The sequence below is a fragment of the Sediminimonas sp. genome (genome assembly GCF_024637375.1).
Lineage (GTDB): Bacteria > Pseudomonadota > Alphaproteobacteria > Rhodobacterales > Rhodobacteraceae > Sediminimonas.
The window spans coordinates 1-25,072 of the sequence record NZ_JAGXFK010000075.1 but is presented as its reverse complement, the minus strand read 5'-3'; the positions used below and the strand labels follow the sequence as shown (position 1 = coordinate 25,072).

Annotated in this window: 18 protein-coding genes; 5 read left to right on the top strand and 13 right to left on the bottom strand. The window is 65.7% G+C overall.

The features are described from left to right. Window positions 1–136: 136 nt before the first annotated feature. The 3 genes from Q0L89_RS12115 to hslV are packed head-to-tail and all read right to left on the bottom strand — an operon-like array spanning window position 137 to window position 3,168. The gene (locus tag Q0L89_RS12115) at window positions 137–1,246 is read right to left on the bottom strand and encodes an alpha/beta fold hydrolase (RefSeq protein ID WP_296765437.1); all 1,110 of its coding nucleotides are present in this window, start codon (window positions 1,244–1,246) and stop codon (window positions 137–139) included. A gap of 60 nt (window positions 1,247–1,306) precedes the next feature. Then, complete coding sequence (gene hslU, locus Q0L89_RS12110) at window positions 1,307–2,614, bottom strand: ATP-dependent protease ATPase subunit HslU (protein WP_296765435.1); 1,308 nt, start codon at window positions 2,612–2,614, stop codon at window positions 1,307–1,309. Beyond that, window positions 2,611–3,168, bottom strand: a complete 558-nt coding sequence (gene hslV / locus Q0L89_RS12105) for an ATP-dependent protease subunit HslV (RefSeq protein ID WP_296765432.1) — start codon at window positions 3,166–3,168, stop codon at window positions 2,611–2,613. Before hslV ends, hslU begins: the two co-directional genes overlap by 4 nt. A gap of 99 nt (window positions 3,169–3,267) precedes the next feature. Here hslV and Q0L89_RS12100 point away from each other — a divergent pair, with 99 nt between their 5' ends. Beyond that, on the top strand, window positions 3,268–4,185 hold the full coding sequence (locus tag Q0L89_RS12100; protein WP_296765430.1) for a hypothetical protein: 918 nt from the start codon (window positions 3,268–3,270) through the stop codon (window positions 4,183–4,185). Between the two features lie 72 nt (window positions 4,186–4,257). Here Q0L89_RS12100 and trxA read toward each other — a convergent pair whose 3' ends face one another. The 8 genes from trxA to regB form a co-directional block, all read right to left on the bottom strand. Beyond that, window positions 4,258–4,578 carry a thioredoxin gene (gene trxA, locus Q0L89_RS12095; RefSeq protein ID WP_296765427.1) on the bottom strand — a complete coding sequence of 107 codons (321 nt, stop codon included), beginning with the start codon at window positions 4,576–4,578 and terminating at the stop codon, window positions 4,258–4,260. A 61-nt stretch (window positions 4,579–4,639) separates the two neighbouring features. Next, window positions 4,640–8,014 (bottom strand): double-strand break repair helicase AddA, encoded by a 3,375-nt coding sequence (addA, locus tag Q0L89_RS12090; RefSeq protein ID WP_296765425.1) that lies wholly within the window; start codon window positions 8,012–8,014, stop codon window positions 4,640–4,642. Next, window positions 8,011–10,956, bottom strand: coding sequence for a double-strand break repair protein AddB (addB, locus tag Q0L89_RS12085; RefSeq protein WP_296765423.1), 2,946 nt, complete (start codon window positions 10,954–10,956; stop codon window positions 8,011–8,013). The genes addA and addB overlap by 4 nt, the downstream gene beginning before the upstream one ends. Then, window positions 10,943–11,641: a nucleotidyltransferase family protein gene (locus tag Q0L89_RS12080; RefSeq protein WP_296765421.1), complete on the bottom strand. Its 699-nt coding sequence runs from the start codon at window positions 11,639–11,641 to the stop codon at window positions 10,943–10,945. Before Q0L89_RS12080 ends, addB begins: the two co-directional genes overlap by 14 nt. Next, window positions 11,617–12,636: a phosphotransferase gene (locus Q0L89_RS12075; RefSeq protein WP_296765418.1), complete on the bottom strand. Its 1,020-nt coding sequence runs from the start codon at window positions 12,634–12,636 to the stop codon at window positions 11,617–11,619. The genes Q0L89_RS12080 and Q0L89_RS12075 overlap by 25 nt, the downstream gene beginning before the upstream one ends. Beyond that, window positions 12,633–13,109, bottom strand: a complete 477-nt coding sequence (tsaE, locus tag Q0L89_RS12070; RefSeq protein WP_296765416.1) for a tRNA (adenosine(37)-N6)-threonylcarbamoyltransferase complex ATPase subunit type 1 TsaE — start codon at window positions 13,107–13,109, stop codon at window positions 12,633–12,635. Before tsaE ends, Q0L89_RS12075 begins: the two co-directional genes overlap by 4 nt. 40 nt (window positions 13,110–13,149) lie before the next feature. Then, window positions 13,150–14,724 carry a PAS-domain containing protein gene (locus tag Q0L89_RS12065; protein ID WP_296765413.1) on the bottom strand — a complete coding sequence of 525 codons (1,575 nt, stop codon included), beginning with the start codon at window positions 14,722–14,724 and terminating at the stop codon, window positions 13,150–13,152. A gap of 75 nt (window positions 14,725–14,799) precedes the next feature. Continuing rightward, the gene (gene regB / locus Q0L89_RS12060) at window positions 14,800–16,209 is read right to left on the bottom strand and encodes a sensor histidine kinase RegB (RefSeq protein WP_296765411.1); all 1,410 of its coding nucleotides are present in this window, start codon (window positions 16,207–16,209) and stop codon (window positions 14,800–14,802) included. A 95-nt stretch (window positions 16,210–16,304) separates the two neighbouring features. Between regB and Q0L89_RS12055 the strand changes: the two genes are divergently transcribed. Both Q0L89_RS12055 and Q0L89_RS12050 read left to right on the top strand, forming a co-directional pair. Then, window positions 16,305–16,946, top strand: coding sequence for an SCO family protein (locus Q0L89_RS12055; RefSeq protein ID WP_296765408.1), 642 nt, complete (start codon window positions 16,305–16,307; stop codon window positions 16,944–16,946). A gap of 79 nt (window positions 16,947–17,025) precedes the next feature. Then, entirely contained in the window at window positions 17,026–17,577 is a 552-nt protein-coding gene (locus Q0L89_RS12050) for an ActR/PrrA/RegA family redox response regulator transcription factor (protein WP_296765406.1), read from the top strand. 3 nt (window positions 17,578–17,580) lie between these two features. Here the strand turns inward: Q0L89_RS12050 and mutS are convergent, their stop codons facing one another. Then, the gene (gene mutS / locus Q0L89_RS12045; protein WP_296765443.1) at window positions 17,581–20,199 is read right to left on the bottom strand and encodes a DNA mismatch repair protein MutS; all 2,619 of its coding nucleotides are present in this window, start codon (window positions 20,197–20,199) and stop codon (window positions 17,581–17,583) included. Window positions 20,200–20,360: 161 nt separating this feature from the next. Between mutS and Q0L89_RS12040 the strand changes: the two genes are divergently transcribed. After that, window positions 20,361–22,616 carry an NADP-dependent malic enzyme gene (locus Q0L89_RS12040; protein WP_296765440.1) on the top strand — a complete coding sequence of 752 codons (2,256 nt, stop codon included), beginning with the start codon at window positions 20,361–20,363 and terminating at the stop codon, window positions 22,614–22,616. 13 nt (window positions 22,617–22,629) lie between these two features. Here Q0L89_RS12040 and Q0L89_RS12035 read toward each other — a convergent pair whose 3' ends face one another. Beyond that, the gene (locus Q0L89_RS12035) at window positions 22,630–23,958 is read right to left on the bottom strand and encodes a UDP-glucose/GDP-mannose dehydrogenase family protein (RefSeq protein ID WP_296765403.1); all 1,329 of its coding nucleotides are present in this window, start codon (window positions 23,956–23,958) and stop codon (window positions 22,630–22,632) included. A 216-nt stretch (window positions 23,959–24,174) separates the two neighbouring features. Here Q0L89_RS12035 and Q0L89_RS12030 point away from each other — a divergent pair, with 216 nt between their 5' ends. After that, window positions 24,175–25,002 carry a flagellar motor protein MotB gene (locus Q0L89_RS12030; protein ID WP_296765401.1) on the top strand — a complete coding sequence of 276 codons (828 nt, stop codon included), beginning with the start codon at window positions 24,175–24,177 and terminating at the stop codon, window positions 25,000–25,002. Window positions 25,003–25,072 lie beyond the last annotated feature (70 nt).

The following is a 25,072-nucleotide window of genomic DNA, read 5'->3' as shown; positions in this document are numbered from 1 at the left end:
CCACTCGCCGCCAATACCGCGCCGGCCTGATCCGGCGTAAAGCGCTCGAACCCACCATCTGACCGTCTCGCTCAAGGATGCCAAACAAGTGTCCGATACCTGCTTTTATGGGGTATCTTATGTCAGGTGGCAAACACTAGTTCTGCAGGATCAGGTGCGGGGACAGGATCAACTGCGTTGCGTTCTTGACAGTGATCGCGGTGCCGGGCAGCAGCCCGGCCTGTGCCGCGCGATCCTTCTGGAAGGCGTTGCGCAACTGACCGCTCTGGTTGAGCAGCGAAATCAGCACCGGCGACGTCCCCACCGTGAAATGCCCGCCGCGCGCAAGCGTGGTGAATTCCGATACGTCGATCAACGTGACCGGATACTCGGACAGCACCTCAGGGTCGGCCAGGTTGCCAAGTCGGTTCGCCGCGCCATTGATGCGCGCCGACAGTTGTAGCGCCCGGTCGCGCGACGACACGAAGATGGCAAAGGGCTGCGGCAGGCCGGCCAGCCTGTCGGCCTGCGTCTTGAACAATTCGATGTCGAGGTCCGGCGAGATTAGCAGGACGCCGCCGATTTGCTGTTGCGACCAGCCGGGGTCGGCGATGTCGATCTGGCGCAGCGTTTCCATCACCAGCATCGTGCCCAGCGAATGCCCCACCACCACGACCTGCCCATCCGTCCGTCGCGCCAGGGCGCGCAGCAGGCGCTCAAAACCATCGCGTGCGAACAGTGTGCTGTCGCGGTCATAGGTATAGCCCAGCGGGTTGGCGGCGCTGGGCCATGAATAATGAACGGCGACGCCGGGCAGGTCGAAATCATGCGCGATTTGCGCGGTGCGGTAGACGCCATCGAAGAAGGTGTTGTTGTAGCCGTGCACATAAAGGACGATATCGCGCGCGTCTGCGGGCTTCTGCGCGATGGCATCGCCCAGCCGAGCCAGGAATTCGTCCTGCGTGGGCAGGTCTTCGCGTGCGGAGATAGTGAAATCGCGCCGCGGGTCGGGATTGTCGAATCCGTTGCTGATCCGGCCCTTGCGGTGTTCGGGCGGAATCGAGACATCGAGCGCCAGAAAGCGCAACTTGTCGGCGCGCCCCGCCCCGAACCAGCCCGTTTCCGGGTCGGGCTTGCGCAACGTTGCGGTCAGCACCGGCTGCACTGTGCCTATCTCTGCGGCCGCGGGCATGACCGGCGCGCGGGTGCGGTCGACGCAAGCCGCCAGTAGCAGGAGTGCCACAAGGATCAGCGATTTTCGCAGCACGTCACCGTTTCCCGTCAGAGGGTCATTCCCCTCCCGTTTAGCGCGGCAGCGTGTCCAAGGCTAGAGAACATAGCGGCTCAGGTCCGCCGATTTCGCCAGTTCGCCAAGGTTTGCGTCCACGAAGCCACGGTCGACGACGATTTCTTCGCCCTGGCGGTCGGGGGCGGTGAAGCTCAATTCCTCGAATACACGCTCCATGACCGTGTAGAGCCGGCGTGCGCCGATATTCTCGACCGACTGGTTGACCTGCGCCGCGATGCCCGCCAGCGCGGCGATGCCGTCCTCGGTGAAGGTGACGGTCACTTCCTCGGTGCCCATCAGCGCGGTGTACTGGCGCGTCAGCGCGTTGTCGGTCTCGGTCAGGATGCGAACGAAATCAGCTTCCGTCAACGCCCGCAACTCCACCCGGATGGGCAGGCGCCCCTGCAATTCGGGCAGCAGGTCGGACGGCTTGGCGATGTGGAACGCGCCCGACGCGATGAAAAGAATGTGGTCGGTCTTGACCGGGCCGTGCTTGGTGGAAACGGTCGTGCCCTCGATCAGCGGCAGCAGGTCGCGCTGCACACCCTCGCGCGACACGTCGCCGCCGCGCGCTTCGGATTTGGCGCAGACCTTGTCGATTTCGTCCAGGAACACGATGCCGTTTTCCTCGACCGACGAAACCGCGTTGCGGGTCACGGCCTCGTCGTCCAGCAGCTTGTCGGCCTCTTCGCCGACCAGCAAATTGTGGCTGTCGGCCACCTTGACGCGCTTGCGGGTGGTGCGCCCGCCGAATGCCTTGCCGAACAGATCGCCCAAGTTCATCATGCCCATCTGGCCACCGGGCTGGCCGGGGATGTCCATCATCGGCATCGGGTTGGAGCTGTCGGCGACGTCCAATTCGATCTCGGTATCGTCCAGCTCGCCGGCGTGCAGCTTGCGGCGGAACATCTCGCGCGTGGCCTCGCGCGCGTCCTCGCCGGCGATGGCGGTAATGACGCGATCCTCGGCCGCCTTGTGAGCGGCGGCGCGGACCTCTTCGCGCATCTGTTCGCGGGTCATGGCGATGGCGCTGTCTACCAGGTCGCGGATGATCTGTTCGACGTCGCGGCCCACGTACCCCACCTCGGTGAACTTGGTCGCCTCGACCTTGATGAACGGCGCCCGTGCCAGCTTGGCCAGACGGCGGCTGATTTCCGTCTTGCCGACGCCGGTGGGGCCGATCATCAGGATGTTCTTGGGGTAGACCTCGTCGCGCAGATCATCCGCCAACTGCTTGCGCCGCCAGCGGTTGCGCAGCGCCACGGCGGTGGCGCGCTTGGCTTCTTTCTGCCCGATGATGAAGCGGTCGAGCTCCGAGACGATCTCGCGCGGGGTCAGGTCGGTCATTTGGAAATCTTCTCCACCGTCAGGTTGCCGTTGGTGTAGACGCAGATATCGGCGGCGATGGCCATGGCTGCGCGGGCTGTATGTTCGGCGTCGCGGTCGCTGTCGATCATGCCGCGCGCGGCGGCCAGGGCGAAATTGCCGCCCGATCCGATCGCGGCGACGTCGTGTTCGGGCTCCAGCACGTCGCCGGCGCCGGTGATCACGTAAAGCTGATCGCCGTCGGTGACGATCAGCATCGCCTCCAGTTTCTGCAGGTACTTGTCGGTGCGCCAGTCCTTGGCCAGGTCGACGCAGGCGCGCTGCAACTGTCCCGGCGTCGCCTCAAGCTTGGCCTCTAGCCGCTCCAGCAGGGTGAAGGCATCCGCCGTCGACCCGGCGAAACCGGCCACAACGTCGTATCCGCCGGGGCTGAGCCTGCGGACCTTGCGGGCGCTGCCCTTGATCACCGTCTGTCCAAGGCTGACCTGCCCGTCGCCTGCGACGACAACCTCGCCCCCCTTGCGGACGGCGATAATGGTGGTGCCGTGCCAGCCGGGAAATACGGTATCGCTCATGTGCGGGCCTCCTGTAACTCGCGCCTATATGGAAGCATCGGCAAGCGGGCACAAGGGATTGCCTTGCCCGGGCGGGCGGGCGGCGATACCACTGTCGCGATGGCACAGGCGCGCATCCTGCGGTTCTACCTCGACCCCGGCCTGAAACGCAGTGCCGAGGCGGGCCGCCACAATTTCATCGGCCAGGTGGCCGAGGTGGCCAGGGCGGCGGGCTTTCGTGTCGAGTTCAAGCGCGATACCGAGACTGAGCGGATGAAATCGGCCATGCGCCGCGGTTATGCGATGTTTCACATGGCTGATCCGTTTCACGACCGGGCACTGACCATGCGGCGGGTTTATCATTATCCGTTCTGGGCCATCGAGCCTAGCGCGCGGCGCTGGGAATGGCGCGTGGCGCGGGCGCGGTTCGATCCCGATAGCGTTGACCGCGCTGCCGCCGACAGGTTCGCGCACTACTGGCGCAGGCGGCTTTTTGGCGATGCGCCGCCTGTAACCCCCCCGGCCGGGGTGATCTACGTGCCGCTGCAGGGGCGCCTGGACGAACAGCGCACATTCCAGACCTGCACGCCGCTGGAAATGCTGGCCCATGCGCTGGCCCGTGCCGAGGGGCGCCGCGTGATTGCCGCGCTCCACCCCAGGGAGAGCTATTCGCTCACCGAAATGGCGGCGCTGGAGCAACTTGGCGCCACGCATCCGCAACTGGAGCTGCGCACCGGCGAGATGGAGGCGCTGTTGCCCTGCTGCGACCTGGTGGTGACGCAAAACTCGTCCGCCGCCTTCAACGGGTTCTTTTTCGACAAACCTGCGGTGCTGTTCGGGCGCACGGATTTCCACCACATCGCCGCGAACGTGGCCGATCTGGGCATCGACGGCGCTTTTGATGCGGCGACGCGAATGCAACCCGATTTCGCCGGCTATATCTGGTGGTTCTGGCAGGTGATGGCGATCAATGCCGGCCGCGCGGAGGCCCCCGACAAGATCGCCGATGCGATGCGCCGCGCCGGCTGGCCGGTTTGAGCGTTCTCGAATGCATTAGAGGCGCCCCGACCGGGACGCCCCTTCAATTCTTCGGCGCATTGCGCGTCCGGATCAGATGCTTTCTTCGATCCAGCTTTGCAGCGCGGCTTTCGGCGCGGCGCCGGCACGGTTCGACACGACTTCACCGTTCTTGAAGATGAACAGCGCCGGGATGCCCCGGATGCCCAGCGAGGTGGCGGTATTGGGGTTGGAATCCACATCGACCTTGGCGACCTTGACCTTGCCGTTCATCTCGGTGGCGATTTCTTCCAGCGCTGGGCCGATCTGCTTGCAGGGGCCGCACCATTCGGCCCAGAAATCCACCACCACGGGAATGTCGGAATTCCTGACTTCGGTGTCGAATGTGTCGTCAGTCACGGAAACGGTGGCCATAGGGTTTCTCCTGTCTGGGAAGGTTGGTTGGTTGCGAACCTAGGCAGGTGCCTGACAAGAATCAAGCGAACTCGGCGCGCGCCAAGGCCGCGGTCACAAGATCGTGCGGCAGCGGCATGAGCAGCGGCGCGGCTGTCCACAGGATGGCCGTGTCGATTCGCCGCCCCGGAAATATGGGTGTCAGCGCCGCCGCGTAGGCGCCCATCTGGCGCAGCAGCGCGTCGGGCGCATCTTCGGCGCTGGCGGGGACTTGGGCATTGGTCTTGAAATCCACCACCAGAACGCGGTCGGGCCAGACGATCAGGCGGTCGATGACGCCGTGCACACGGCGCCCGCCAAGCGCAGCGAGGTTGGCGGAGACCGGCACCTCGGCCAGAGCGTCAGAGTCGAACAGGAACCGGCAGTCCGGGTCGGCAAGCACCCGTCGTGCCGCACCCAGCGCCGCGGCGATTTCGCCCGCATCGGCGCCATCGGCGCCGCCCGAAAGCAGGCGCTCGGCGGCATCGTTCCATTCGTCCGGCGGTATCACCGGCAGGTGTTCGAGTAGCAGGTGAACCTGCCGCCCACGCCGCTTGGCGGTGTCTTCGTCGGCGCCCGTGTCGCCAGGCAGAGCCTTTGGGCCCCCCAGATCGGACGGTGACAGCGGGGTCGCCAGGTGCGCCGGCGCCTTGGCCGCATGGTGGAAGAAAGACGGCAAATCGGCTTTCAAGGCCGCATCAGGGCCTGACTCCGCGGTGACTGGCGCATCCCATTCCCCGCGCTCCAGCCGTTTGCCGCGCCCGAACGTATAATCGTGCGACACGGCACCAAGCGCCTCCATCGCGGCGTCGATCCGTTCGAACCAAGCTTCGCCGTTCTTGCCCAGATCGCCCGCGCCGGCGACGATCAGCCACTTCTCGGCCCGCGTCATGGCGACGTAGAGGAGCCGGTCGCGCTCGGCCCGCTCAAGTGCGGCGTCGTTTTCCGCGGCGCGCTGCAGGCGGGCAGGCAGGTTGCCTCCCGTCGGCCGCCACAGTGCCTGGCCTTCGTCGACCATGACCGCGTCGCCGCCGCGCGGCCTGCGCTGCGCGGTATCGGGCAGGATGACAACGGGGGATTCCAGGCCCTTCGCGCCGTGCACCGTCATCACCCGGATGCGGTTCCCGGCGTTGTCCATCTGGCGCTTGATCTCCAGATCATCGGTTTCCATCCATTGCAGAAACCCGGTGAGGCTGGGCACGGCGCTGCGCTCGTAGGCAAGCGCCTGCGCAAGAAAGGCGTCGATGCCATCCTGCGCCTCGGGCCCCAGCCGCGCCATCAGCCGCCGCCGCCCGTCATGGCGGGTGAGGATGCGCTCGATCAGGTCGTAGGGACGCAGGAAATCGGTCTGGTCGCGGAGGTCGCGCAACATCGCCACCGTTTCGGGATAGTCCGGGGTGCGCGCGCGCAATTCCTGCCACAGGCCCGCCTTGCGCGGATGCGCCAGCGCGAACAACTCGGCCTCGGACCAGCCCAGGAGCGGCGATTTCAGCGCCACCGCGAGCGACAAATCGTCGTCGGGCGTGGCCAGAAAGGACATCAACGCACCAAGGTCGCGCACCGCCAGTTCGCCGCCGACCTTGAGCCGGTCGGCGCCGGCGATGGCCAGGCCCTGTTCCTTGCAGGCGCGGATGATCTCGTGAAACAAGATGTTGCGACGCTGCACCAGAATCAGGATATCGCCCTCGCGCACGGGATGCAGCGCGTGTACGTCGTTTTCGGCCGGAACAGGCTCTTTATCATCGACCATGCGCCGGATCTCGGCCGCGATGCGCTGCCCCAACTGCACCATGTGGTGGCGTGTGCCGACGCGGTCCACGGGATCGTCCCAGCCGTCGCCGTCGTCGTCGGTTTCCGTCTTCTCGATCAGCGGCCAGAGATCCACCCGGCCGGGTAACTCGGTCTTGAATGCACGGTGGCGGGATTCGGCGGAGAAACCCGATTCCCGGCGCCCCTCGAAGCATTGATCCACCAGGTCGAGGATAACCTGCGCCGAGCGAAAGGAATGTTCCAGCCGCAGGTTGGCAAGCGGTTGGTCGGTGTTTTCAAGCCGCGCGGCAAACTCGGTGCGCATGCGGTCGAATTCGCGCGGATCGGCGCCTTGAAAGGAATAAATCGACTGTTTCTTGTCGCCGACCACGAATATGGTGCGCGGCGTGCCGGGCCGCGCGCCGGTCCCGCTGGTGAATTCCTGTGCCAGCAGCTCGATCACGCGCCACTGTTCAGGGCTGGTATCCTGCGCCTCGTCCACGAGGATGTGGTCGATGCCGCCATCGAGCCGGTAAAGAACCCACGCGGCGACTGCCGGGTCGGTCAGCAGCGCCCGCGCCTTGAGGATGAGATCGTCGAAATCAAGCCAGCCGCGCAGGGATTTTTGCCGCGTGTACTCGTCCAGGAAGGCGTGTGCGAAACGATGCAGGGCCCGGGTTTTCTCGGCTGCCAGAAGCCCCAGTCGCGCGTCGCGCGCGGCCTCGACGCGGCGCATCAGGTCGTGCAGCGGGTCAATCAGAGGCCCCAGTGCGGTGGTGGTATCCTTGGTTGGAAAAGACCCCATCTTGGCCGAAAACGGCGATTTTGCGTTCTCCTTGGTAAGAAATATCGCTTCCATTTCTTCGAGCGCATCGAAACTTCCGGGCGTGATGGCCGCGAGGCGCTTGGCATGCGTGACATCGGTCACCCGACCCTTGGCCATGATCGGGATGATCCGTGACAAGAGATCGGCCTCGTCGCCCCGGAACACCGAAGCCAGCAGCGCCTCGCGGTCGAAGTCGGCCGGCAAGCCCAACCAGCCGCGAATCTCGTCGGCCCCGGCGGGTTCGGCAAAGGCGTCGCGGGCACTGGCGATGGCGGCGGTCAGGTCATCGAAATCGTTGCCGGTATGATAGTGGGCCACCTCGGCGACCAGCGCCGCATGCGCGCCCCCGGCCATGGCCTGCACCACCTCGGCGCGCAACAGGGCCGCGGCGCGGTCCTCCATCTCGGCGAATTGCGGGCTGACCCCGGATTCAAGCGGAAACCGCCGCAACAGGGCCGAACAGAACGAGTGGATCGTTTGAATCTTGAGGCCGCCCGGCGTCTCGATCGCACGGGCGAACAGGGTGCGCGCCCCGCGCAGCGCTGCATCGTCAAGCGGATCGTCGAGACCCAGCTCCGCCAGTTTGGCGCGCAACGCGGCATCCTCCAGCATCGCCCATTCGCCCAACCGCGAAAACAGGCGGTTTTGCATCTCGCTGGCGGCGGCCTTGGTATAGGTCAGGCAAAGGATGCGCTGCGGATCGACGCCATTCAGCAACAGGCGCGCCACACGGTCGGTCAGAACACGGGTCTTGCCGGACCCGGCATTGGCCGACAGCCAGGTGGACCGTTCGGGGCGCGCCGCCATAAGCTGGCGCGCGGTTGCCTCATCGCGTTGGGTCATGTCAGATCCTGCGGGGTGGGGGGCGTGGTGACATCCCATTCGCCAAAGCGCGCCAGTTGATCGTAGTCGCTGTGGTCGGCATCGCTGAACATGGCACGGCGGGCGGTGTAGCCCTGTGTTGGGCTGTAATAGGCCCTGATCAGCTTGTCGAAACGGGCCCAGGTGATTGCGGGTGGTTCTTCGTCGAGCGGCGCCGGATGCTCGCCCGGTTTGCTGCCAAGTCCGATATAGGCAGCATGCGCGACGCGGGCCGGGGCGATACCGTCGAATCTGCCCGCCTCTGCGATTGCTGCCTCAAGCAGTAGCTGTTTGTCGAAATGCTTTTGCTGCGGCCTGGTCGGGGGTGGCCCGGTCTTGTAGTCGTAAATTCGCAACGTGCCGTCATCGGCGCTGTCGATGCGGTCGGCCTCGGCCGAAAGCGAAAAGCCCAGATCGGCAATGTCGCGCCGGCCCTTCACTTCGAATCCGGCCGGGTGAGCCGCCTGCAGGCGCCGCGCCTCGTCGCTGACGAAGCCTTCGGCAACCCGGCCCAGGCGCGCGCGCCATAGTGCGCGCGTATCCGGCCAGGGGACGTGTTCGGCAAGAACAGTGCCTGCTATTTCAAGAAGCCGATGGGCGTTCAGTGCGTCACGTTCGTCGCGCACCTCTGCCATGAAGGTTTCCATGATCGAATGGGTGAGTATGCCGCGCATCAGCGCATCGGGCGCCCGCATCAGCGGGTCGAGCGGCCTGAGCCGCAGCACCTGCGCGGCGTAGATCGCGTACGGGTCACGGATCAACCGCTTGATCGCGGTCACCGACAGGCGGCGCGGGCGTGCCGCGACGGGCGGGCGCGGCGACGGACGTGGAGCGGGCGGGGTTTGGCCGGGCGCCTCGATCTGTCGGGCCCGGTCGAGCCACAGATTCCCCCGCGCACGCATTTCGTCGAGCGCCTGCTGCCCGCCCTGCCGAGGCAGCCCGCCGAGCAGATTCTCCAACCTGTTGAGCCACCGCGATGCCACCGTCTTGGCATCGTCGGAGCGGATCGACCGTGTCAGCCACACCTCGGAGGCCGCGATGGCCTGCTGGAAGTCATGCGCGGACAGGCCGATGCGCCGCTCGGGCAACAACAGGCCTGCATCGTGCCGCATCCTTCGGTTCAGCCAGGGGTCGGCGGGTGCCATCTCGGGCCAGCTACCTTCGTTCAGGCCACCGAGGATCAGTATATCGGCACCTTGCACGCGCGCCTCGAGCGTGCCCCAGATCAGGACGCCCGGATGCGGTGTCCGGCTGTCGCGTACCTCTTCGCGGGCCAGGATGGCGCCGATCATGTCGGCATAATCCGCTGCTGACATCGCGCCACCGGCATCGGCTTCGGCGACGAGGGCACCCATCACCGCACGTGCCTTTTCGCCGGCCGCGTCATCCCAAAGCGTGCCCGCACCTTCGCCATCGGGCCCCTGCGCGATGTGCTCTGCCAGCGCCATGTGGGCGGCGATCCAGTCGGCCAGTGGCCGCTTGCCGCCAGTCTTCTGACCCGTGAAGCACCGAACTACCCATTCCGCCCACTCCTGCGCCGAGGTATCGGAATGAATCGCGGCCCAATTGCGTAGTGCGCCGGCCTCGGGAAAGGGCATGCCGCGGCGGCGCATGTGCAATTCCAGCGCGTGGGCATGCAACATGTGTGCGCCTCGGTCCGCGGCCGAGTGGGTGAGCGGGTGCAAGAGCAAGGTCAACAGCGCCTCGGCCGTCAGGTCGTGCTGCATGAGGGCCGCAACATGGCGCAGGAACCGCCCCGGCGGCGACAAATGCAGCGGCGTGCCGGCGCTGTCATCGGGCGTGATGCGCCAACGATCAAGCGCCGCGGTGACCTGTCTTGACAGCATCCTGTCAGGGGTGATGAGCGCCGCGGTGCGCCCATCCTCGGCGGCCTGGCGCAGGCGCATGGCGATGGCGAGCGCCTCGTCGCGCATCGAGGGCGCCTCGATCAGGGTCACATCCGCCATGGCGCCGGCGATATCGGTCAGGCGCGGGCCCTCCGCCAGCCACTGGTCGGTCACCGGGGCGGGACGCAGCGCCAGTGATACCACCGCGTTGCGTGCCGGCCGCGGGGCCGCGATGCCCGGCCAGCGCCGCACCTGTGATGGTTTGATACCAAGACGATCCGCCAGAACGCGAAACCGGAACTGCGGGTGATCCTCGGCTGTCATCGGGTCCGACACGTCATCCCAGACAGCGCCGGGCATATCGAAATCGAACCCGGGCAACACGATCATGCCCTGCGGCAGGGCAGAGACGGCTTCGATCAGCCGCATGGTGGTGCCTCGTGACCCGGTCGAGCCGGCGACGACGATCGGATCGCGCGGCGGCGCAGCCCGCCAGCGGGCGGCGAGCTCCTCGACGATGACACGCAGCCGGGTTTCGGTATCGGGCGCGGTATCGGCGCGGTCGAAATAGTGCTGGACGATATCCAGAAACCGCAGCGCCCGCGCCCAGTGCCCTGATTGGTCCGACACATCCAGCGCGCGGATAGCGTCGGGCGACACCCCCTCGCCGTGCATCTCGTCCAGCAGCGCGGAAAGACTGTCGGCCAGGTCGAACAGCGCCGCGCGTGGGGCCATGTCCGGCTCGCGGTCCAGCAGGCCAGCGACCAGTTGCGCGATCTCCAGCTTGCGGCGCAGCGGCGGCACCGCGGGCGGTACCCGGGTGGTGCCGGCCAGGTCGCCGAGATCGGTCACAAGCGACACGCGCGGCAGCAACAGCGGCGCGCCGGAATCGAAGAGGTCGCGAATGCGCCGCGCCATGCGCCTTGTGTTGACGATCAGGCGCAGGCGGGCCAGGTCCTGAGGCGGGCGAGCGGAATAGGCGTCGCGCAGCCCCGCCACCAGCGCGGCGGGAAAGTCCACGCCCGGATCCATGCCATATACGTTCGGCCCTTCCTGGGCGCTATCAGGATCGAACATCGCCACCTCGCAGCATAGATTCGGCCAGCGCAATCCCGCCCGGATGGCCGACATCGCACCATTCCCCGGTATAGCGCGCGCCGAACAGGCGGCCGTTTTGCAGCGCGATGTCCCACACCCGGTTGAGCGAAAAGGCACTGTCGCGAATATCGGCAAGAACCGCCGGTTCGATCACCTGCACGCCGGAAAAGACCATGTCACCGCCGCGACCGAGCCGCCCGTCCCCCCCGAGGGTGAAATCACCGGAACCATCGTGCCCGGTTGCCTGCGCCGCTGGCAGGCACAATAGCAGCGCATCCATGCGGGCTGGATCCCAGGCTTGGGCGACCAGGGTCAGTGGATTGGGCCCGCGCCAGACCGCGTCGGTGTTCATGCTCAGCACCGGGCCGGGGCCCAACAGCGGCAGCGCCTGGCGCAGCCCGCCGCCGGTATCGAGGATATCCGGCGTCTCGTGTGACACTGCCACGCCGCGCCCCTCGAGGTGTTGGGCCAGAATCGCCGCCATGTAATGCAGGTTGGCCACGATGCGACGTGCGCCATAGTCCTGCGCCAAGGCCAGCGCATGGTCGATCAGCGGCCGGCCGGCAACCTCGATCAGCGGCTTGGGCCGCGTATCGGTCAGCGGCCGCATGCGGGTGCCGAAACCCGCGGCGAACAGCATCACGGCGTCTGGGTGGTCGCGCATCGCGATTTCAGCCTTTGCAGGGTCTGTCGTGTCGGCGGTGGCAGGCTGTCGGTGATCAGCGTGCGCACCGAAGCCAGCGCCGGGTGGGCCAGGTCGCGTTGCAACAGGCCCCATACGCGGGGGATCAGGTCGATGTAATGAGCTTTGCCGCCGCGCAGGCACAGCCTTGCGAAAACCCCGAGGATGCGCAGGTTTCGCTGCGCCCCGAGCAGGTGGTAGGCGCGTGCGAAGCTGTCGCTGTTCTCCCCGGTTGCGGCACAATACCGCGCGATCATGTCTTGTTCGAGCGCCGGCGCAACGTCGCGTCGCGCGTCTTGCAGGACCGAGACCAGGTCATAGGCCGGGTGGCCGCGCAGCGCATCCTGGAAATCCAGCAACCCGACGCGGGCAACGCCGTCGCGTTCGGGCAGCCAGATCAGGTTTTCGGCGTGGTAATCGCGCTGGATCAGAACGGGCGCTTCCCCGGCGTATGCACGCAAAAGCGGCTCGAACGCAGCGCAAAACCGTTCTTTGGCCGTGTCGTCGGGTCGGCCAGCGCCGGTGGCATACCATTGCCAGGCCAGCGCCGACATCTCGGTCATCAGCGCCGGCGTATAGGCGGGCAGGTCGGGCGGAGGCGCCAGCCGGTGCAGCGCCACCAGTACATCGGTTGCGGCCTCGTAGAGCGGTGTTTCGAGCGTCGGGTTTTCCTCGACGACCCGCGCGTACAGCGCATCGCCAAGATCCTCCAGCAGCAGAAACCCGTTGTCGCTGTCCTCGGCCAGGATCCGCGGGGCGCTGAAGCCATGGGCGGCAAGAAAGCGCGCGATGCGCAGGAATGGGCGTATGTCCTCGCCGCTGTCGGGCGCCGCATCCATGAGAACGGCGCGCCGCGTGCCCGCGGAAAGGCGCTCATAGCGCCGGTTGGATGCATCGCCGGCCAGCGGTGCGCGGCTGGCGGCGGCCCATCCGGCCTGCGTCAGGAAGCGTCGGCGAAGAGGATCTCGTGCGGTCATGGCAGGCACTCCGCCAGGCGGCCATCCCACGACGTCCTCTCCCATGAGAGGGTGAGGTCGCGTGCCTCGTCGTCATCCGGCGTGGTGGCGAAGTCCAGCGACAGCGCGGCCGCGGGGCACAGCGAGCCCATCCTGTCGGGCCATTCGATCAGGCAGATGGACTCGGCCATTGCTTCGACAAGGCCCAACTCCTCGATATCGTCCGGATGGGAAAGGCGGTAGAGATCCGCATGCCATAGCGGGCCGCGGCACGTATCATAGGTTTGCACCAGCGTGAAGGTAGGCGAGGGCACGTCTTCGGGCACGGTGAGGATGCTCTGGATCAGGCCGCGCGCGAAATGCGTCTTGCCGGCCCCGATCGGGCCACACAGCAAGACGACGTCGCCCGGTACCAGGCGGTTTGCGAGGCACGCGGCGAGGGCGGTCGTTGCCGCCGCAGAAGGCATGATGACATGGCGCGATGACGGGTTCATGGGCGCAGAGTAACGTGCCGCGCCACACCTGCAAGCGGGTTCAGCCCGTCAGTTGAGTCAACTCCGGTGCCGGCTCGGCCAGCGCCTTGCGCTGGAATGCGATCATCGTCGCACCACGGTTCAGGGGCACCAGCCGGCAGGTCAGCGCCTGCCCGTCGGTCAGGTGCACCTCGGCCTGCCAGGCGGCATCGTGGCCGGGGTCGGAAAAGAACGCCTGCAGCCGTGCCCATGCGGGCGTGGTGCGACAGCGCCCTTTCCAATGGTCGATGCAGTCAGCGAGCGTCATTTCCGCGAGGCTGCTGTCGGGGTCGATCCCCCAGAGCCGGCAGTAGGGCGCATTGCAGAAACTGAGCACGCCGCTCGGCGAGAACACGGCGACCGCCTCCTGCAGGTGGTTCATCATCGATTGGCCAAGTTCCAGTTGTGCCCGGTAGCGGCGGGTCGAGGCGACCTCGGCGCTGATGTCCTCGAACAGGAAGGCGATAGCGCCATCGGGGTGCGGCCGGCCGGTGACGCGATAGGTCAGCCCCGAGGGCAACGACCAGGTTTCATGATACCGGCCATCGGCGGCGGCATCGATTACTTCGGAGATTTCCTCGCGCCAGTCAGCGTAGCTGCGCGGTTCGGGCATCATTTGCCGGTCTCGCAACTCGTCGAAAAACGACATCAGGTTGGGCCGCGCGCTGAGGAATTGCGCCGAAAGGCCGGTGAGGTCGGTCAATGCGGGATTGAACAGCGCAAGTTGCCGACCACGATCGAATATCGCCAGCCCGGTCGAGAGCTGGGCAAATGTCTTGGCCAGCGTCTGAACGAAATTGCGCTGCGCGATTTCGGCGTTGACCACCGCGTTGGCATCGGCGGCGTAGTTCATTTTTCCGCCTTCAATTCGAATCGAGGTGACATCGAACCAGTGCGCCGCGCCGCCATGCCCGATGCTGACCGGTACCCGGTGCCGTGCGACCTCGCCACCCTTGGCATCGGGCAGATCGAAGAGTTGCACGCCGGGTCCGGTACCGGTGTCGTGCTTGGTCAGAGCCTTGGCCGCGAGCGCGCGATAGGCGCTGTTCGCCCATGTTACCGTGTCCGCGTCGGAGATCTGCCAAACAGGCTGCGGCGCGTTCTGAACGGCCATCCGCAGGGTTGCAAGCTCGCTTTCCAGCACATGAATCCGGTGTCGCTGTGCCGCCGAGGCGCGACTGTCGGCCCCCTGATCGACAAGATTGACGCGAACGCCTCCCCGGATTTCCTCAGCCACGATATGGCCTTGCGCCATCGGTGCATCCGCCGCGATTTCCAGGCGCCCGGCCTTGCGCACCGGGTCGGGGGAGTCGGGGAAGCCGGAAAAGCGTGGGCCGAGCGCACGACACAGGCGGCCCCAGTCGTCGCATTCACCTGGCGGAACGGAATCGAGCAGCTCGCGCGCCGGGCCGGTGGCGTCGATCAGACGGCAATCATCGAACAGCAGGCATATGTCGCTTTCGCCACTGCGCAAAAGGGCGGGCCAGCCGGTCGTGATGCGGTGCTCGCGCCACGCAAGCAACAGCAGGACCGCCGCCGCCGCGACGCAGCCGAGTGCGGCGGCAGCCAGGAGATCGGGAGCGGGCAGGTCGGGCATGCGGTGCCTTTCGGGGTGAGGACACGACATGCTGTGCCGAAATTGGTTAAGGCACCCTTAAACGGCACCTGTCCATCATGGCGTGATCGGCCTGTTGGGTTCGCGCGGCGCGACCTGGGCGCGCGTGGCCTCGATCGTTCGGCGTGGCCATGTGACCTCGACGATGGCGCCGCACTTTTCCGGCTGGTCCGATCTCGGCTGGGCAGGATCATACCCGTTGGCGAAGCTCAATGTCGCGCCGGACCGTTCCAGAAGCGTCTTGGCGATGAACAGGCCAAGGCCCATGCCTTCGTAGCCCGGCCGTTGAGAAAGGCGCCCGGTCGGCGCGGGCCGGCGGCGAACGAACGGGTCGCCGATGCGGCCGATCAGGTCGGCCGGGAAGCCGGGGCCGTCATCGACGATGCGCAGAACTACATGTTCGGGCGACCATTGCGATTCGATCCAGACATTGGCGGCGGCGAAGTCGACGGCGTTCTGTATCAGGTTGCGCAGGCCGTGGATGATCTCGGGGCGGCGCACTACCGTCGGCGGCCAGCCGGCGCCAGCGTCGTGCTCGCCGTCGGGGCCCGATTGCGGAAACCTTATGCGTTTGCCGCGGTCCTTGTGCGGCTCTGCGGCTTCCTCGATCAGGCTGCTCAAAGGCGCGGTGCGCAGGTGAAGGTCGTCCTTGCCGGCCCGGCCCATCGACCGCAGGATATCGCGGCACCGATCCGCCTGGTCGCGAATAAGCGTGGCGTCGTCGCGCAGCTCCGGGCGATCGGCGAGATCTTCGATCAACTCGGCGCTGGTCAGCTTGATGGTCGCCAGCGGTGTGCCCAGCTCGTGCGCCGCAGCGGCCACGACGCCGCCCAGGTCGGTAAGCTTCTGTTCGCGCGCCAGCGCCAGTTGCGTGGCCTGGAGCGCATCTGACATGGCATGCATTTCGACCGCGACGCGGCGCGCATAGACACTGAGGAAAATCACCGCGATCACGATCGCGGCCCAACTTCCGAACAGAAAGATATCGGGAATGCGCAGGATGAAGCCCTGCTCGGTGCGCAGCGGCAGGTGAAATTGCGCCAGCACCGAGACCACCAGGATCGCGGTCAATCCCAGGAACACCGTCGAGCGCAGGCTTAGCGCCGAGGCCGACACCATCACCGGACCGATGACCAGGATCGAGAAAGGGTTGTGCAAACCACCGGTCAGGTAGAGCAGAAGGCCCAGTTGCAGCAGGTCGAAGAGAACCATCATCAGGTTCTCGGTCTCGGACAGGCGCTTGTTTTCTGGAAACAGGAACAGCGACAGCAGGTTGCCGATCACCGAGGCGCCCACCACCATCAGGCACGGAACCAGGGGAAGGGCCAGGTTGTAGACCTGTTGCGACACCGCCAGTGCCGCGAGCTGCCCGGCGATCGCGACCCAGCGCAGCAGGATGATGGTGCGCAGGCGAATCCAGTTGCCGCGCTGGCGTCCCTTGAGAACGCTGAGATCGGTGTCTGTCATCTGCGCGGCTTCGTCCCGTTGCAATCCGGTCAGGGATCATAAATATGCACCACGGACCGATCAATGACCACGCCATCCGGGCAGGAGACACGAACATGACACGCAACGCCGCCATCATCGCCGCCGTCGGCGCCGTTCTTCTTATCGGCGCGCTTGCCGGAATTGTCTTGTGGAACAGCCAGGGCGGCGACAGCGGCGACAAGTACGCGCAATGCCGCGCCGCCAAGGTGGCCGGCGGCACGTCGCAGATCGGTGGCCCATTCACCCTGGTCGATGAAACCGGCAAGACCGTTACCGACAAGGACGTGATAGACAAGCCCTCGCTGCTGTATTTCGGTTATTCCTTCTGCCCCGATGTCTGCCCGCTGGACAACGCGCGCAACGCCGCGGCGATCGAGATCCTGGAAGAGCGCGGCAAGATCGTGAAGCCGGTCTTCATCTCGATCGACCCCGCGCGTGACACGCCCGAGCTGCTGGACGATTTCACCGCCAACCTGCACCCGCGGATGGTGGGGCTGACCGGCACGCCCGAACAGGTAAAGGCGGCGAGCCAGGCCTATAGAACCTACTTCAAGAAGAACGAGCCGGAAGAAGGCAACGAAGACTACTACTTGATGGATCATTCGACGTTCAGCTACCTGGTGTTCCCCAACGAGGGTTTCATCGAGTTCTTCAAACGCGACCTGCCGCCCGAACAGATGGCGGACCGGATCGAATGCTTCCTCGAAGCGCGCTGAACCGTGCGGATTTGACGCGCTTTCGCCCGCACTATAGATACCATGACAAGACCCTGCGCGCGGGCTGAGGAGTACAGGCATGGCGATCGACCAGCACGATATCGGCGAGGACAAGAGCTTGCTCTTGCTGGACGATGACGAGTCTTTTCTCAAGCGGTTGGCCAAGGCCATGGAGCGGCGCGGTTTCGAGGTTGAAACCGCGCAATCCGTCGCGGCGGGGCAGGCCATAGCCACCGCGCGGCCGCCGGCCTATGCGGTGTGCGACCTGCGGCTGGAGGACGGCAACGGCCTGGACGTGGTCGAGGTGCTGCGCGAGAAGCGCCCCGATTGCCGGATCGTGGTGTTGACGGGCTATGGCGCCATCGCCACGGCGGTTGCCGCCGTCAAGATCGGCGCCACCGATTACCTGTCAAAGCCTGCCGACGCCACCGACATCACCAATGCCCTGCTGGCCAGCGAAGACGACCCGCCGCCGCCGCCCGAAAACCCGATGAGCGCTGACCGCGTGCGGTGGGAACACATCCAGCGGGTCTACGAATTGTGCGACCGCAATGTCAGCGAAACCGCCCGGCGACTGAACATGCACAGGCGCACGTTGCAGCGGATCCTGGCCAAGCGCTCGCCGCGCTGAGGGTTACTCGCTCAACTCATCCTTGAGATCGTAAAGCGCCTGCAGCGCCTCGCGCGGGGTCATCTCGTCGGGATGCAGGGCCCGCAGACGCTCGACCACGGGCGGCGCGCTGTCGGGGGGCGATGGCGTCTGCGCTGCTGATGGTGCGGCGGAAAACAGCGGCAGATCGTCGATGATCGCCTCGTGGCCGGTGGCACCTTCGCGTTCGCTCGATTCCAGCTTGTCGAGGATCACCCGCGCGCGCGCCACCACCGGCGCCGGCAGACCCGCCAGCTTGGCCACCTGCACCCCGTAGGAGCGGTCGGCGGTGCCCTTGCGGACCTCGTGCATGAATACCACCTCGCCGTCGTGTTCCTTGACGGTGACAGTGGCGTTCTCGACCCGGTCCAGCTTTCCGGCCAGCGCCGTCAGTTCGTGGTAATGGGTGGCGAAAAGGGCGCGGCAGCGGTTAGCCTCGTGCAGGTGTTCCAGCGTCGCCCAGGCGATGGACAGCCCGTCATAGGTGGCGGTGCCGCGCCCGATCTCGTCGAGTATGACAAGCGCGCGGTCGTCGGCCTGGTTGAGGATCGCGGCGGTTTCGACCATTTCCACCATGAAGGTGGACCGTCCGCGCGCCAGATCATCCGAGGCACCGACACGGCTGAATAGCTGGCTGACGACACCGATGCGGGCGCGCGCGGCGGGTACGTAGCTGCCCATCTGCGCCAGCAGCGCAATCAGCGCGTTCTGGCGCAGAAAGGTCGATTTGCCGGCCATGTTCGGCCCGGTCAGAAGCCAGATGTCGGCCCCGTCGCCAAGCGCGCAGTCATTGGCGACGAACGGCGCGCCGTCGTGTTTCAGGGCCTGTTCCACCACCGGGTGACGGCCGCCGTCGATTTCGAGCCGGCGCGAGTCGTCCACCTGCGGCCGGCACCAGCCTTCGCCGCGCGCAAGGTCGGCCAGGGCCGCCGCCAGGTCGATCTCGGCCAGGGCCGCAGCGGCCGCGGTAATCGCTCCGGAGCAGTCCAGAACCTGTGCTTTCAGGCTTTCATAGAGCCGCTTTTCGATCTCCTGCGCGCGACCGCCCGCGTTCAGGATGCGGGTTTCCATCTCGCTCAGGTCCGGGGTGGTGAACCGCACCTGGTTGGCCGTGGTCTGCCGGTGCTTGAAGGTCTCGGACAAAGGCGGCGACAGCATCTTGTCAGCATGCGTCGCGGTGACCTCGACGAAATAGCCCAGCACGTTGTTGTGCTTGATCTTGAGCGAGGAAATGCCGGTATCCCGGGCATAGTCCTGTTGCATTCCGGCGATGACGCCGCGGCCTTCGTCGCGCAGTTTGCGCAGCTCGTCGAGCTCCTCGTCGAACCCCGGCGCGATGAAACCGCCATCGCGCGCCATCAGCGGCGGCTCGGCGACAAGGGCCTGATCCAGCACATCGAGCAGGGCATCGTGCCCGGTCAGGGTGCCCACCGCCCGCTGCACCAGCGCGGGCAACTCGGCATCGGCCAGCACGCCGGCGATATCCCCGGCCTGCGTCAGGCCACTGCGGATTGCGGCCAGGTCGCGCGGACCACCGCGATCCAGGCCCAGCCGCGAAAGCGCCCGGTCGAGATCGGGTACCCGGCGCAGTGCCTCGCGCAAACGGGTCGATATGTGACCCTGTTCCAGCATGAACTGCAGTGCATCCAGCCGCTCGGCGATGACATCCAGCATTTGCGACGGGCTCGACAGGCGCCGCTCCAGCAACCGCGCACCTGCCGAGGTCAGGGTGCGGTCCACGGCGGCCAGCAAAGAGCCTGCGCGCCCACCCGACAGGCTTTGCGCCAGTTCCAGGTTGCGGCGCGTCGCGGCGTCGATCTGCATCACGCGGCTGGCCGCCTCGCGCTGCGGCGGGCGCAGCAGCGGCAGACGCCCGCGTTGGGTGACGTCGAGGTAGTCCACGATCGCCCCCATCGCCGCCACTTCGGCGCGCCCGAACTGCCCGTAGGCATCCAGGCTTTCGACGCCGAACAGGTCGCGCAGGCGCTTTTCGCCGTTGGCGCTGTCAAATGACGTGCGGCCCAGCGTGGTGGGCGCGGCGCCGATATCAGAGACTGTTTCGCCCAGATCGCCGATTAATGCCTCGGGCAGCAATACCTCGGACGGCATCAGCCGGGCCAATTCCGGCCCCAGCCGCACCAGCGGCAGTTCCATGACGTGAAACGCACCGGTCGAGATATCGACCCACGCCAGCGCGCCCGCGTCACGCACCCGGGCATAGGCGGCCAGGTAGTTGTGGCGCCGCGCCTCAAGCAGGCTGTCCTCGGTCAGGGTGCCGGGGGTTACAAGGCGCACCACCTCGCGCCGCACGACCGACTTGGCGCCGCGTTTCTTTGCTGCGGCCGGGTCTTCCATCTGCTCGCACACGGCAACGCGGAATCCCTTGCGGATCAGCGTCAGCAGGTAGCCCTCGGCCGCGTGAACCGGCACACCGCACATCGGGATATCGTCGCCCGCGTGCTTGCCGCGCTTTGTCAGTGCGATATCCAGCGCCGCCGCCGCGGCGGCGGCATCGTCGAAGAACATCTCGTAGAAATCGCCCATCCGGTAGAACAACAGCGCCTGCGGATATTGCGCCTTTATCTCCAGATATTGCGCCATCATCGGCGTGACGTTTGCGGTGTTCGCGCTCACGATTGTCCCCCAAGCTTCGCCCGGACCTTACAAACCGCGCAGCGCCGGGAAAAGCGCGAAATCGCGGCGCGGTTGAGGCGCTGCGCGTGACGGGGTAAGAGGTGGCAACCCAAGCAACGCAGGCACGCGACATGACCAAGTCAAAGATCACCCCGGAAGAGGCGCTGGCCTTTCATCTCGAGCCCTCGCCCGGAAAGTTCGAGGTCACCGCGACCGTTCCGATGACGACGCAGCGCGATCTGAGCCTGGCCTATTCCCCCGGCGTCGCGGTGCCTTGCGAGGCGATCGCCGAGGCCCCGGAAACCGTCTTCGACTACACCAACAAGGGCAACCTGGTGGCGGTCATCAGCAACGGCACCGCTGTTCTGGGGCTGGGCAACCTGGGCGCGCTGGCCTCCAAGCCGGTGATGGAGGGCAAGGCGGTTCTGTTCAAGCGGTTCGCCGACATCAACGCCATCGACATCGAGCTGGATTCGGAAGACCCCGACGCCATCATCAACGCGGTCAAGTTGATGGGTCCGACCTTCGGCGGGATCAACCTGGAGGATATCAAGGCGCCCGAGTGCTTCATCATCGAGCAGCGCCTCAAGGAAGAAATGAACATCCCCGTCTTTCACGACGATCAGCACGGCACTGCGGTGATCTGTGCCGCGGGCCTGATCAACGCGCTTCACCTGTCCGGCAAGAAGATCGAGGACGTGCGCATCGTCGTCAACGGTGCCGGGGCCGCCGGGATCGCTTGTATCGAGTTGCTGAAATCCATGGGCGCGCGGCACGACAACTGCATCCTGTGCGACACCAAGGGCGTGATTCACCAGGGCCGGAAGGACGGCATGAACCAGTGGAAATCGGCTCATGCCGCAAAAACCGGGGCGCGTACCCTGGAGGATGCGATGAACGGTGCCGACGTGTTCCTGGGCGTGTCGGTCAAGGGTGCGGTGACGCAGGACATGCTTATGTCGATGGCCGAAAACCCGGTCATCTTCGCCATGGCCAACCCCGACCCCGAGATCACGCCCGAAGAGGCGCACGAGGTGCGCGCCGATGCCATCGTCGCCACCGGGCGCAGCGACTACCCCAACCAGGTGAACAACGTCCTGGGCTTTCCCTATCTGTTCCGCGGCGCGCTGGATATCCATGCGCGCGCCATCAATGACGAGATGAAAATCGCCTGCGCCGAGGCGCTGGCGGCGATCGCACGCGAGGACGTGCCCGACGAGGTGGCCCTTGCCTATGGCCGTAGCCTGACTTTCGGGCGCGATTACATCATTCCGACGCCCTTCGATCCGCGGCTGATCCACCGGATTCCGCCCGCCGTCGCGCGTGCCGGTATGCACACGGGTGCGGCGCGGCGGCCGATCATCGACATGGACGCCTACGAGTTGACGCTGAAGTCGCGGATGGATCCGATCGCGTCGATCCTGCGCGGCATCAACAACCGCGCCAAGGCCAACCAGGCGCGGATGATCTTTGCCGAAGGCGACGACCCGCGCGTGTTGCGCGCCGCCGTGATGTATCAGCGCTCGGGGCTGGGCAAGGCGCTGGTGGTGGGGCGCGATTCGGACGTAAAAGCCAAGCTCGAGGCGGCAGGCCTGAAGGATGCGGTGCGCGAGATCGAGGTCGTCAACGCCGCCAACACCCGCCATCTGTCCACCTACAAGGAATTCCTCTACAACCGTTTGCAGCGCAAGGGCCATGACCGCCACGATATCCACAGGCTGGCGGCACGCGACCGGCACGTTTTTGCCGCGCTGATGCTGGCGCATGGCCACGGCGACGGGCTGGTGACCGGGGCGACACGCAAGTCGGCGCATGTCATTGAACGCATCAACTATGTCTTCGACGCGGACGCCGCCCATGGCGCGGCCGGCGTGACCGCGCTGTTGCACAAGGGCCGGATCGTGCTGATTGCCGATACGCTGGTGCATGAATGGCCCGATCAGGAGGATCTTGCCAATATCGCCGAACGCTCGGCGACGGTTGCGCGGCATCTGGGGTTGGAGCCGCGGGTGGCCTTCGTCAGCTTCTCGACCTTCGGCTACCCGGTGTCGGAGCGCGCCGAAAAGATGCACATGGCGCCCAAAGTGCTGGAAGAACGCGGCGTGGATTTCGAGTTCGAGGGCGAGATGACGGTCGATGTGGCGCTCAACGTCAAGGCGCAGGACGCCTACCCGTTTCAGCGCCTGACCGGGCCGGCCAACATCCTGGTGGTGCCGGCGCGGCATTCGGCGTCGATTTCTGTCAAGCTGATGCAGGAAATGGCCGGCGCCACGGTGATCGGGCCGATCCTGTCGGGCGTGGACAAGTCGATCCAGATCTGTTCGACCGGTGCCACCGTCAACGACATCCTCAACATGGCCATCCTTGCCGCCTGCAAGGTGGGCTGAGCGGCGCGGTTGCTCAGCTTGTTTTCGGTGCCACTCCCGGTCGTCCGACCGAGGTATAGGCCTCGAACCCGGCGCGTTTGGCATCCTTGGCGGAATAGATGTTGCGCAGGTCGGCCATGCGCGGGGTGGCCATCTTGCGCGCAAGGCGTTTGAGATCGAGCGCGCGAAACTCGTTCCATTCGGTCAGGATGACCAGCAGATCGGCGTTGTGGGCGGCCTTGTACGGGTCGTCGAGCCAGACCACCCCGGGCAGCAGCGCTTCGCCCTCGCGTTTTCCCTGCGGGTCGACCACGCGCACCTTGGCCCCGCCACCCACCAGTGCCGGCACGATGGTCAGCGCGGGCGCCGCGCGCATGTCGTCGGTATTGGGCTTGAAGGTCACACCCAGCACGGCGACGATCTTGCCGTTGAAGGAGCCCTCGGAAAGGTCGAGCAGCTTGTCGATCATCCGCGTCTTGACCCCGTCGTTGACGCGGATCACCGTCTCGGTGATCTGCATCGGTAGCCCGTGTTCCTGCCCGATGCGCGCCAGCGCCGAGGTGTCTTTGGGAAAGCACGACCCGCCGTAACCCGGCCCGGCGTGCAAGAACTTGTTGCCGATACGCCCGTCCATTCCCATGCCGCGCGCCACTTGCTTGACGTCGGCGCCAGTGCGTTCGCACAGTGCCGCGATCTCGTTGATGAAACTGATCTTGGTGGCCAGAAACGCGTTGGCGGCATACTTGATCATCTCGGCCGATTCCAGGTCGGTCATGACGATCGGAAAATCGCGCAGATAAAGCGGACGATAGATGCCGGCCATGACCTCGCCTGCGCGCTCGGTCTGCACGCCCACGACCACGCGGTCGGGTTTCATGAAATCGTCGATCGCCGCGCCCTCGCGCAGGAACTCGGGGTTCGAGGCCACGTCGAAATCAAGCTCCGGGTTGGCCTTTTTCACTGCCTGTTTGAGCTTGCGATTGGTGCCCACCGGCACCGTCGATTTGATGACGATGACGATGTAGCCGGTCGCGGTGCGCGCGATCTCTTCGGCCGCGGCCATCACGTAGCTCAGATCGGCATGCCCGTCGCCGCGCCGCGTCGGCGTGCCCACGGCGATGAACACCGCGTCGGCCCCGTCAAGCGCGCGTGCCAGATCGGTTGTGAACGAAAGCCGCCCCGCGGCGACATTGCGCGCCATCACCGCCTCGAGCCCGGGCTCGTAGATCGGCACCTCGCCGCGCTCCAGCATTTCGATCTTCCCGGGCATACGGTCGACGCAAACAACGTCATGCCCGAAATCCGAAAAGCATACCCCCGAGACAAGCCCGACATATCCTGTCCCAAGCATCGCGATCTTCATGAAATGATCTCCGTTTTGACACCAGGCATCAACGTCTTGCGAGACTCCCTACTCCGGGCCGGATTGCAAACAAAGCAAAAATCCGCGTTTGCCGCCATGGCGCCGTGGATTTCAAGGTGCGCGGTGGCAGGCCCGGATTGCTAAAAAGAGACATGTTAAGCGCGCCTTAACGGGCGGCTGCTACACAAGGGACCGGGTGAGTTGAAGGTGATGGGAATGGGGACGCAGCCGAATGCGCCGCCAGTCATCATCAAGCGGAAAAAGATCATCGCCGGCGGTGGCCATCACGGTGGGGCATGGAAAGTTGCCTATGCCGATTTCGTCACCGCGATGATGGCCTTTTTCATGCTGATGTGGCTGTTGAACGCGACAACCGAAAAGCAGCGCAAGGGGCTGGCTGACTATTTCAGCCCTACCATTGCCACCAACCGCATTTCCGGCGGTGGCGACGCGATGCTGCAGGGTGAGACGTTGCTGTCGGCCGATACGCAACTGCGCATGGGGTCCGGGTCGGATGGCACGCGCAAGCTTGCCTCGCCCGCGAGCCGGCCATCGCAAGACCGCGCCGCCGAAGACGAAAACCTGGCCCGCGTCGAAATGGCCCTCGAAGGGCTTGGCGGCGAAAGCATGGTGCGGGAGAACGCGCTCAGGCACGTGGTCACGCGCCGCACCGATGCCGGTCTTGTCATCGAGTTGTTCGATCTGCCCGGTGCGGTGCTGTTCGAACCGGAGATCGATGCGCCGACGCCCCTTCTGGAGGAATTGGCGCAAATGCTGGCGCGGGTCATGGCGTTGGTGGAAAACCGCGTCGCCCTGGTGGGCCATGTACGGGCGGTTCCGGTGGTGCGTATGGATTATCCGGGCTGGGGGTTGTCTTTCGCGCGCGCCGATGCGCTGCGGCGCCTGATGGAAAGGCACGGCCTCGATCCCCGCCGGGCCGAACGCCTGACCGGCGGCGCCGCTGCCCGGCCCGCCGTGAGCGACCCGATGTCGCCGCGCAACAACCGGCTGGAACTGATCTTGCTACGTGAGAAAGGTGTGTAGAGTAACAAGGATTTTAGCCGTTAGCGTCGCGTTAAGCTCGCGGCGGTAGCTCTGGTGCATGACAGGATGT

Excerpts from the sequence above, each read along its gene's own strand:
- hslU (WP_296765435.1), bottom strand. The coding sequence starts at position 2,614 with ATGACCGACCTGACCCCGCGCGAGATCGTCTCGGAGCTCGACCGCTTC.
- hslV (WP_296765432.1), bottom strand. The coding sequence starts at position 3,168 with ATGAGCGATACCGTATTTCCCGGCTGGCACGGCACCACCATTATCGCC.
- Q0L89_RS12100 (WP_296765430.1), top strand. The coding sequence starts at position 3,268 with ATGGCACAGGCGCGCATCCTGCGGTTCTACCTCGACCCCGGCCTGAAA.
- trxA (WP_296765427.1), bottom strand. The coding sequence starts at position 4,578 with ATGGCCACCGTTTCCGTGACTGACGACACATTCGACACCGAAGTCAGG.
- addA (WP_296765425.1), bottom strand. The coding sequence starts at position 8,014 with ATGACCCAACGCGATGAGGCAACCGCGCGCCAGCTTATGGCGGCGCGC.
- addB (WP_296765423.1), bottom strand. The coding sequence starts at position 10,956 with ATGTTCGATCCTGATAGCGCCCAGGAAGGGCCGAACGTATATGGCATG.
- Q0L89_RS12080 (WP_296765421.1), bottom strand. The coding sequence starts at position 11,641 with ATGCGCGACCACCCAGACGCCGTGATGCTGTTCGCCGCGGGTTTCGGC.
- Q0L89_RS12075 (WP_296765418.1), bottom strand. The coding sequence starts at position 12,636 with ATGACCGCACGAGATCCTCTTCGCCGACGCTTCCTGACGCAGGCCGGA.
- tsaE (WP_296765416.1), bottom strand. The coding sequence starts at position 13,109 with ATGAACCCGTCATCGCGCCATGTCATCATGCCTTCTGCGGCGGCAACG.
- Q0L89_RS12065 (WP_296765413.1), bottom strand. The coding sequence starts at position 14,724 with ATGCCCGACCTGCCCGCTCCCGATCTCCTGGCTGCCGCCGCACTCGGC.
- regB (WP_296765411.1), bottom strand. The coding sequence starts at position 16,209 with ATGACAGACACCGATCTCAGCGTTCTCAAGGGACGCCAGCGCGGCAAC.
- Q0L89_RS12055 (WP_296765408.1), top strand. The coding sequence starts at position 16,305 with ATGACACGCAACGCCGCCATCATCGCCGCCGTCGGCGCCGTTCTTCTT.
- Q0L89_RS12050 (WP_296765406.1), top strand. The coding sequence starts at position 17,026 with ATGGCGATCGACCAGCACGATATCGGCGAGGACAAGAGCTTGCTCTTG.
- mutS (WP_296765443.1), bottom strand. The coding sequence starts at position 20,199 with ATGATGGCGCAATATCTGGAGATAAAGGCGCAATATCCGCAGGCGCTG.
- Q0L89_RS12040 (WP_296765440.1), top strand. The coding sequence starts at position 20,361 with ATGACCAAGTCAAAGATCACCCCGGAAGAGGCGCTGGCCTTTCATCTC.
- Q0L89_RS12035 (WP_296765403.1), bottom strand. The coding sequence starts at position 23,958 with ATGAAGATCGCGATGCTTGGGACAGGATATGTCGGGCTTGTCTCGGGG.
- Q0L89_RS12030 (WP_296765401.1), top strand. The coding sequence starts at position 24,175 with ATGGGGACGCAGCCGAATGCGCCGCCAGTCATCATCAAGCGGAAAAAG.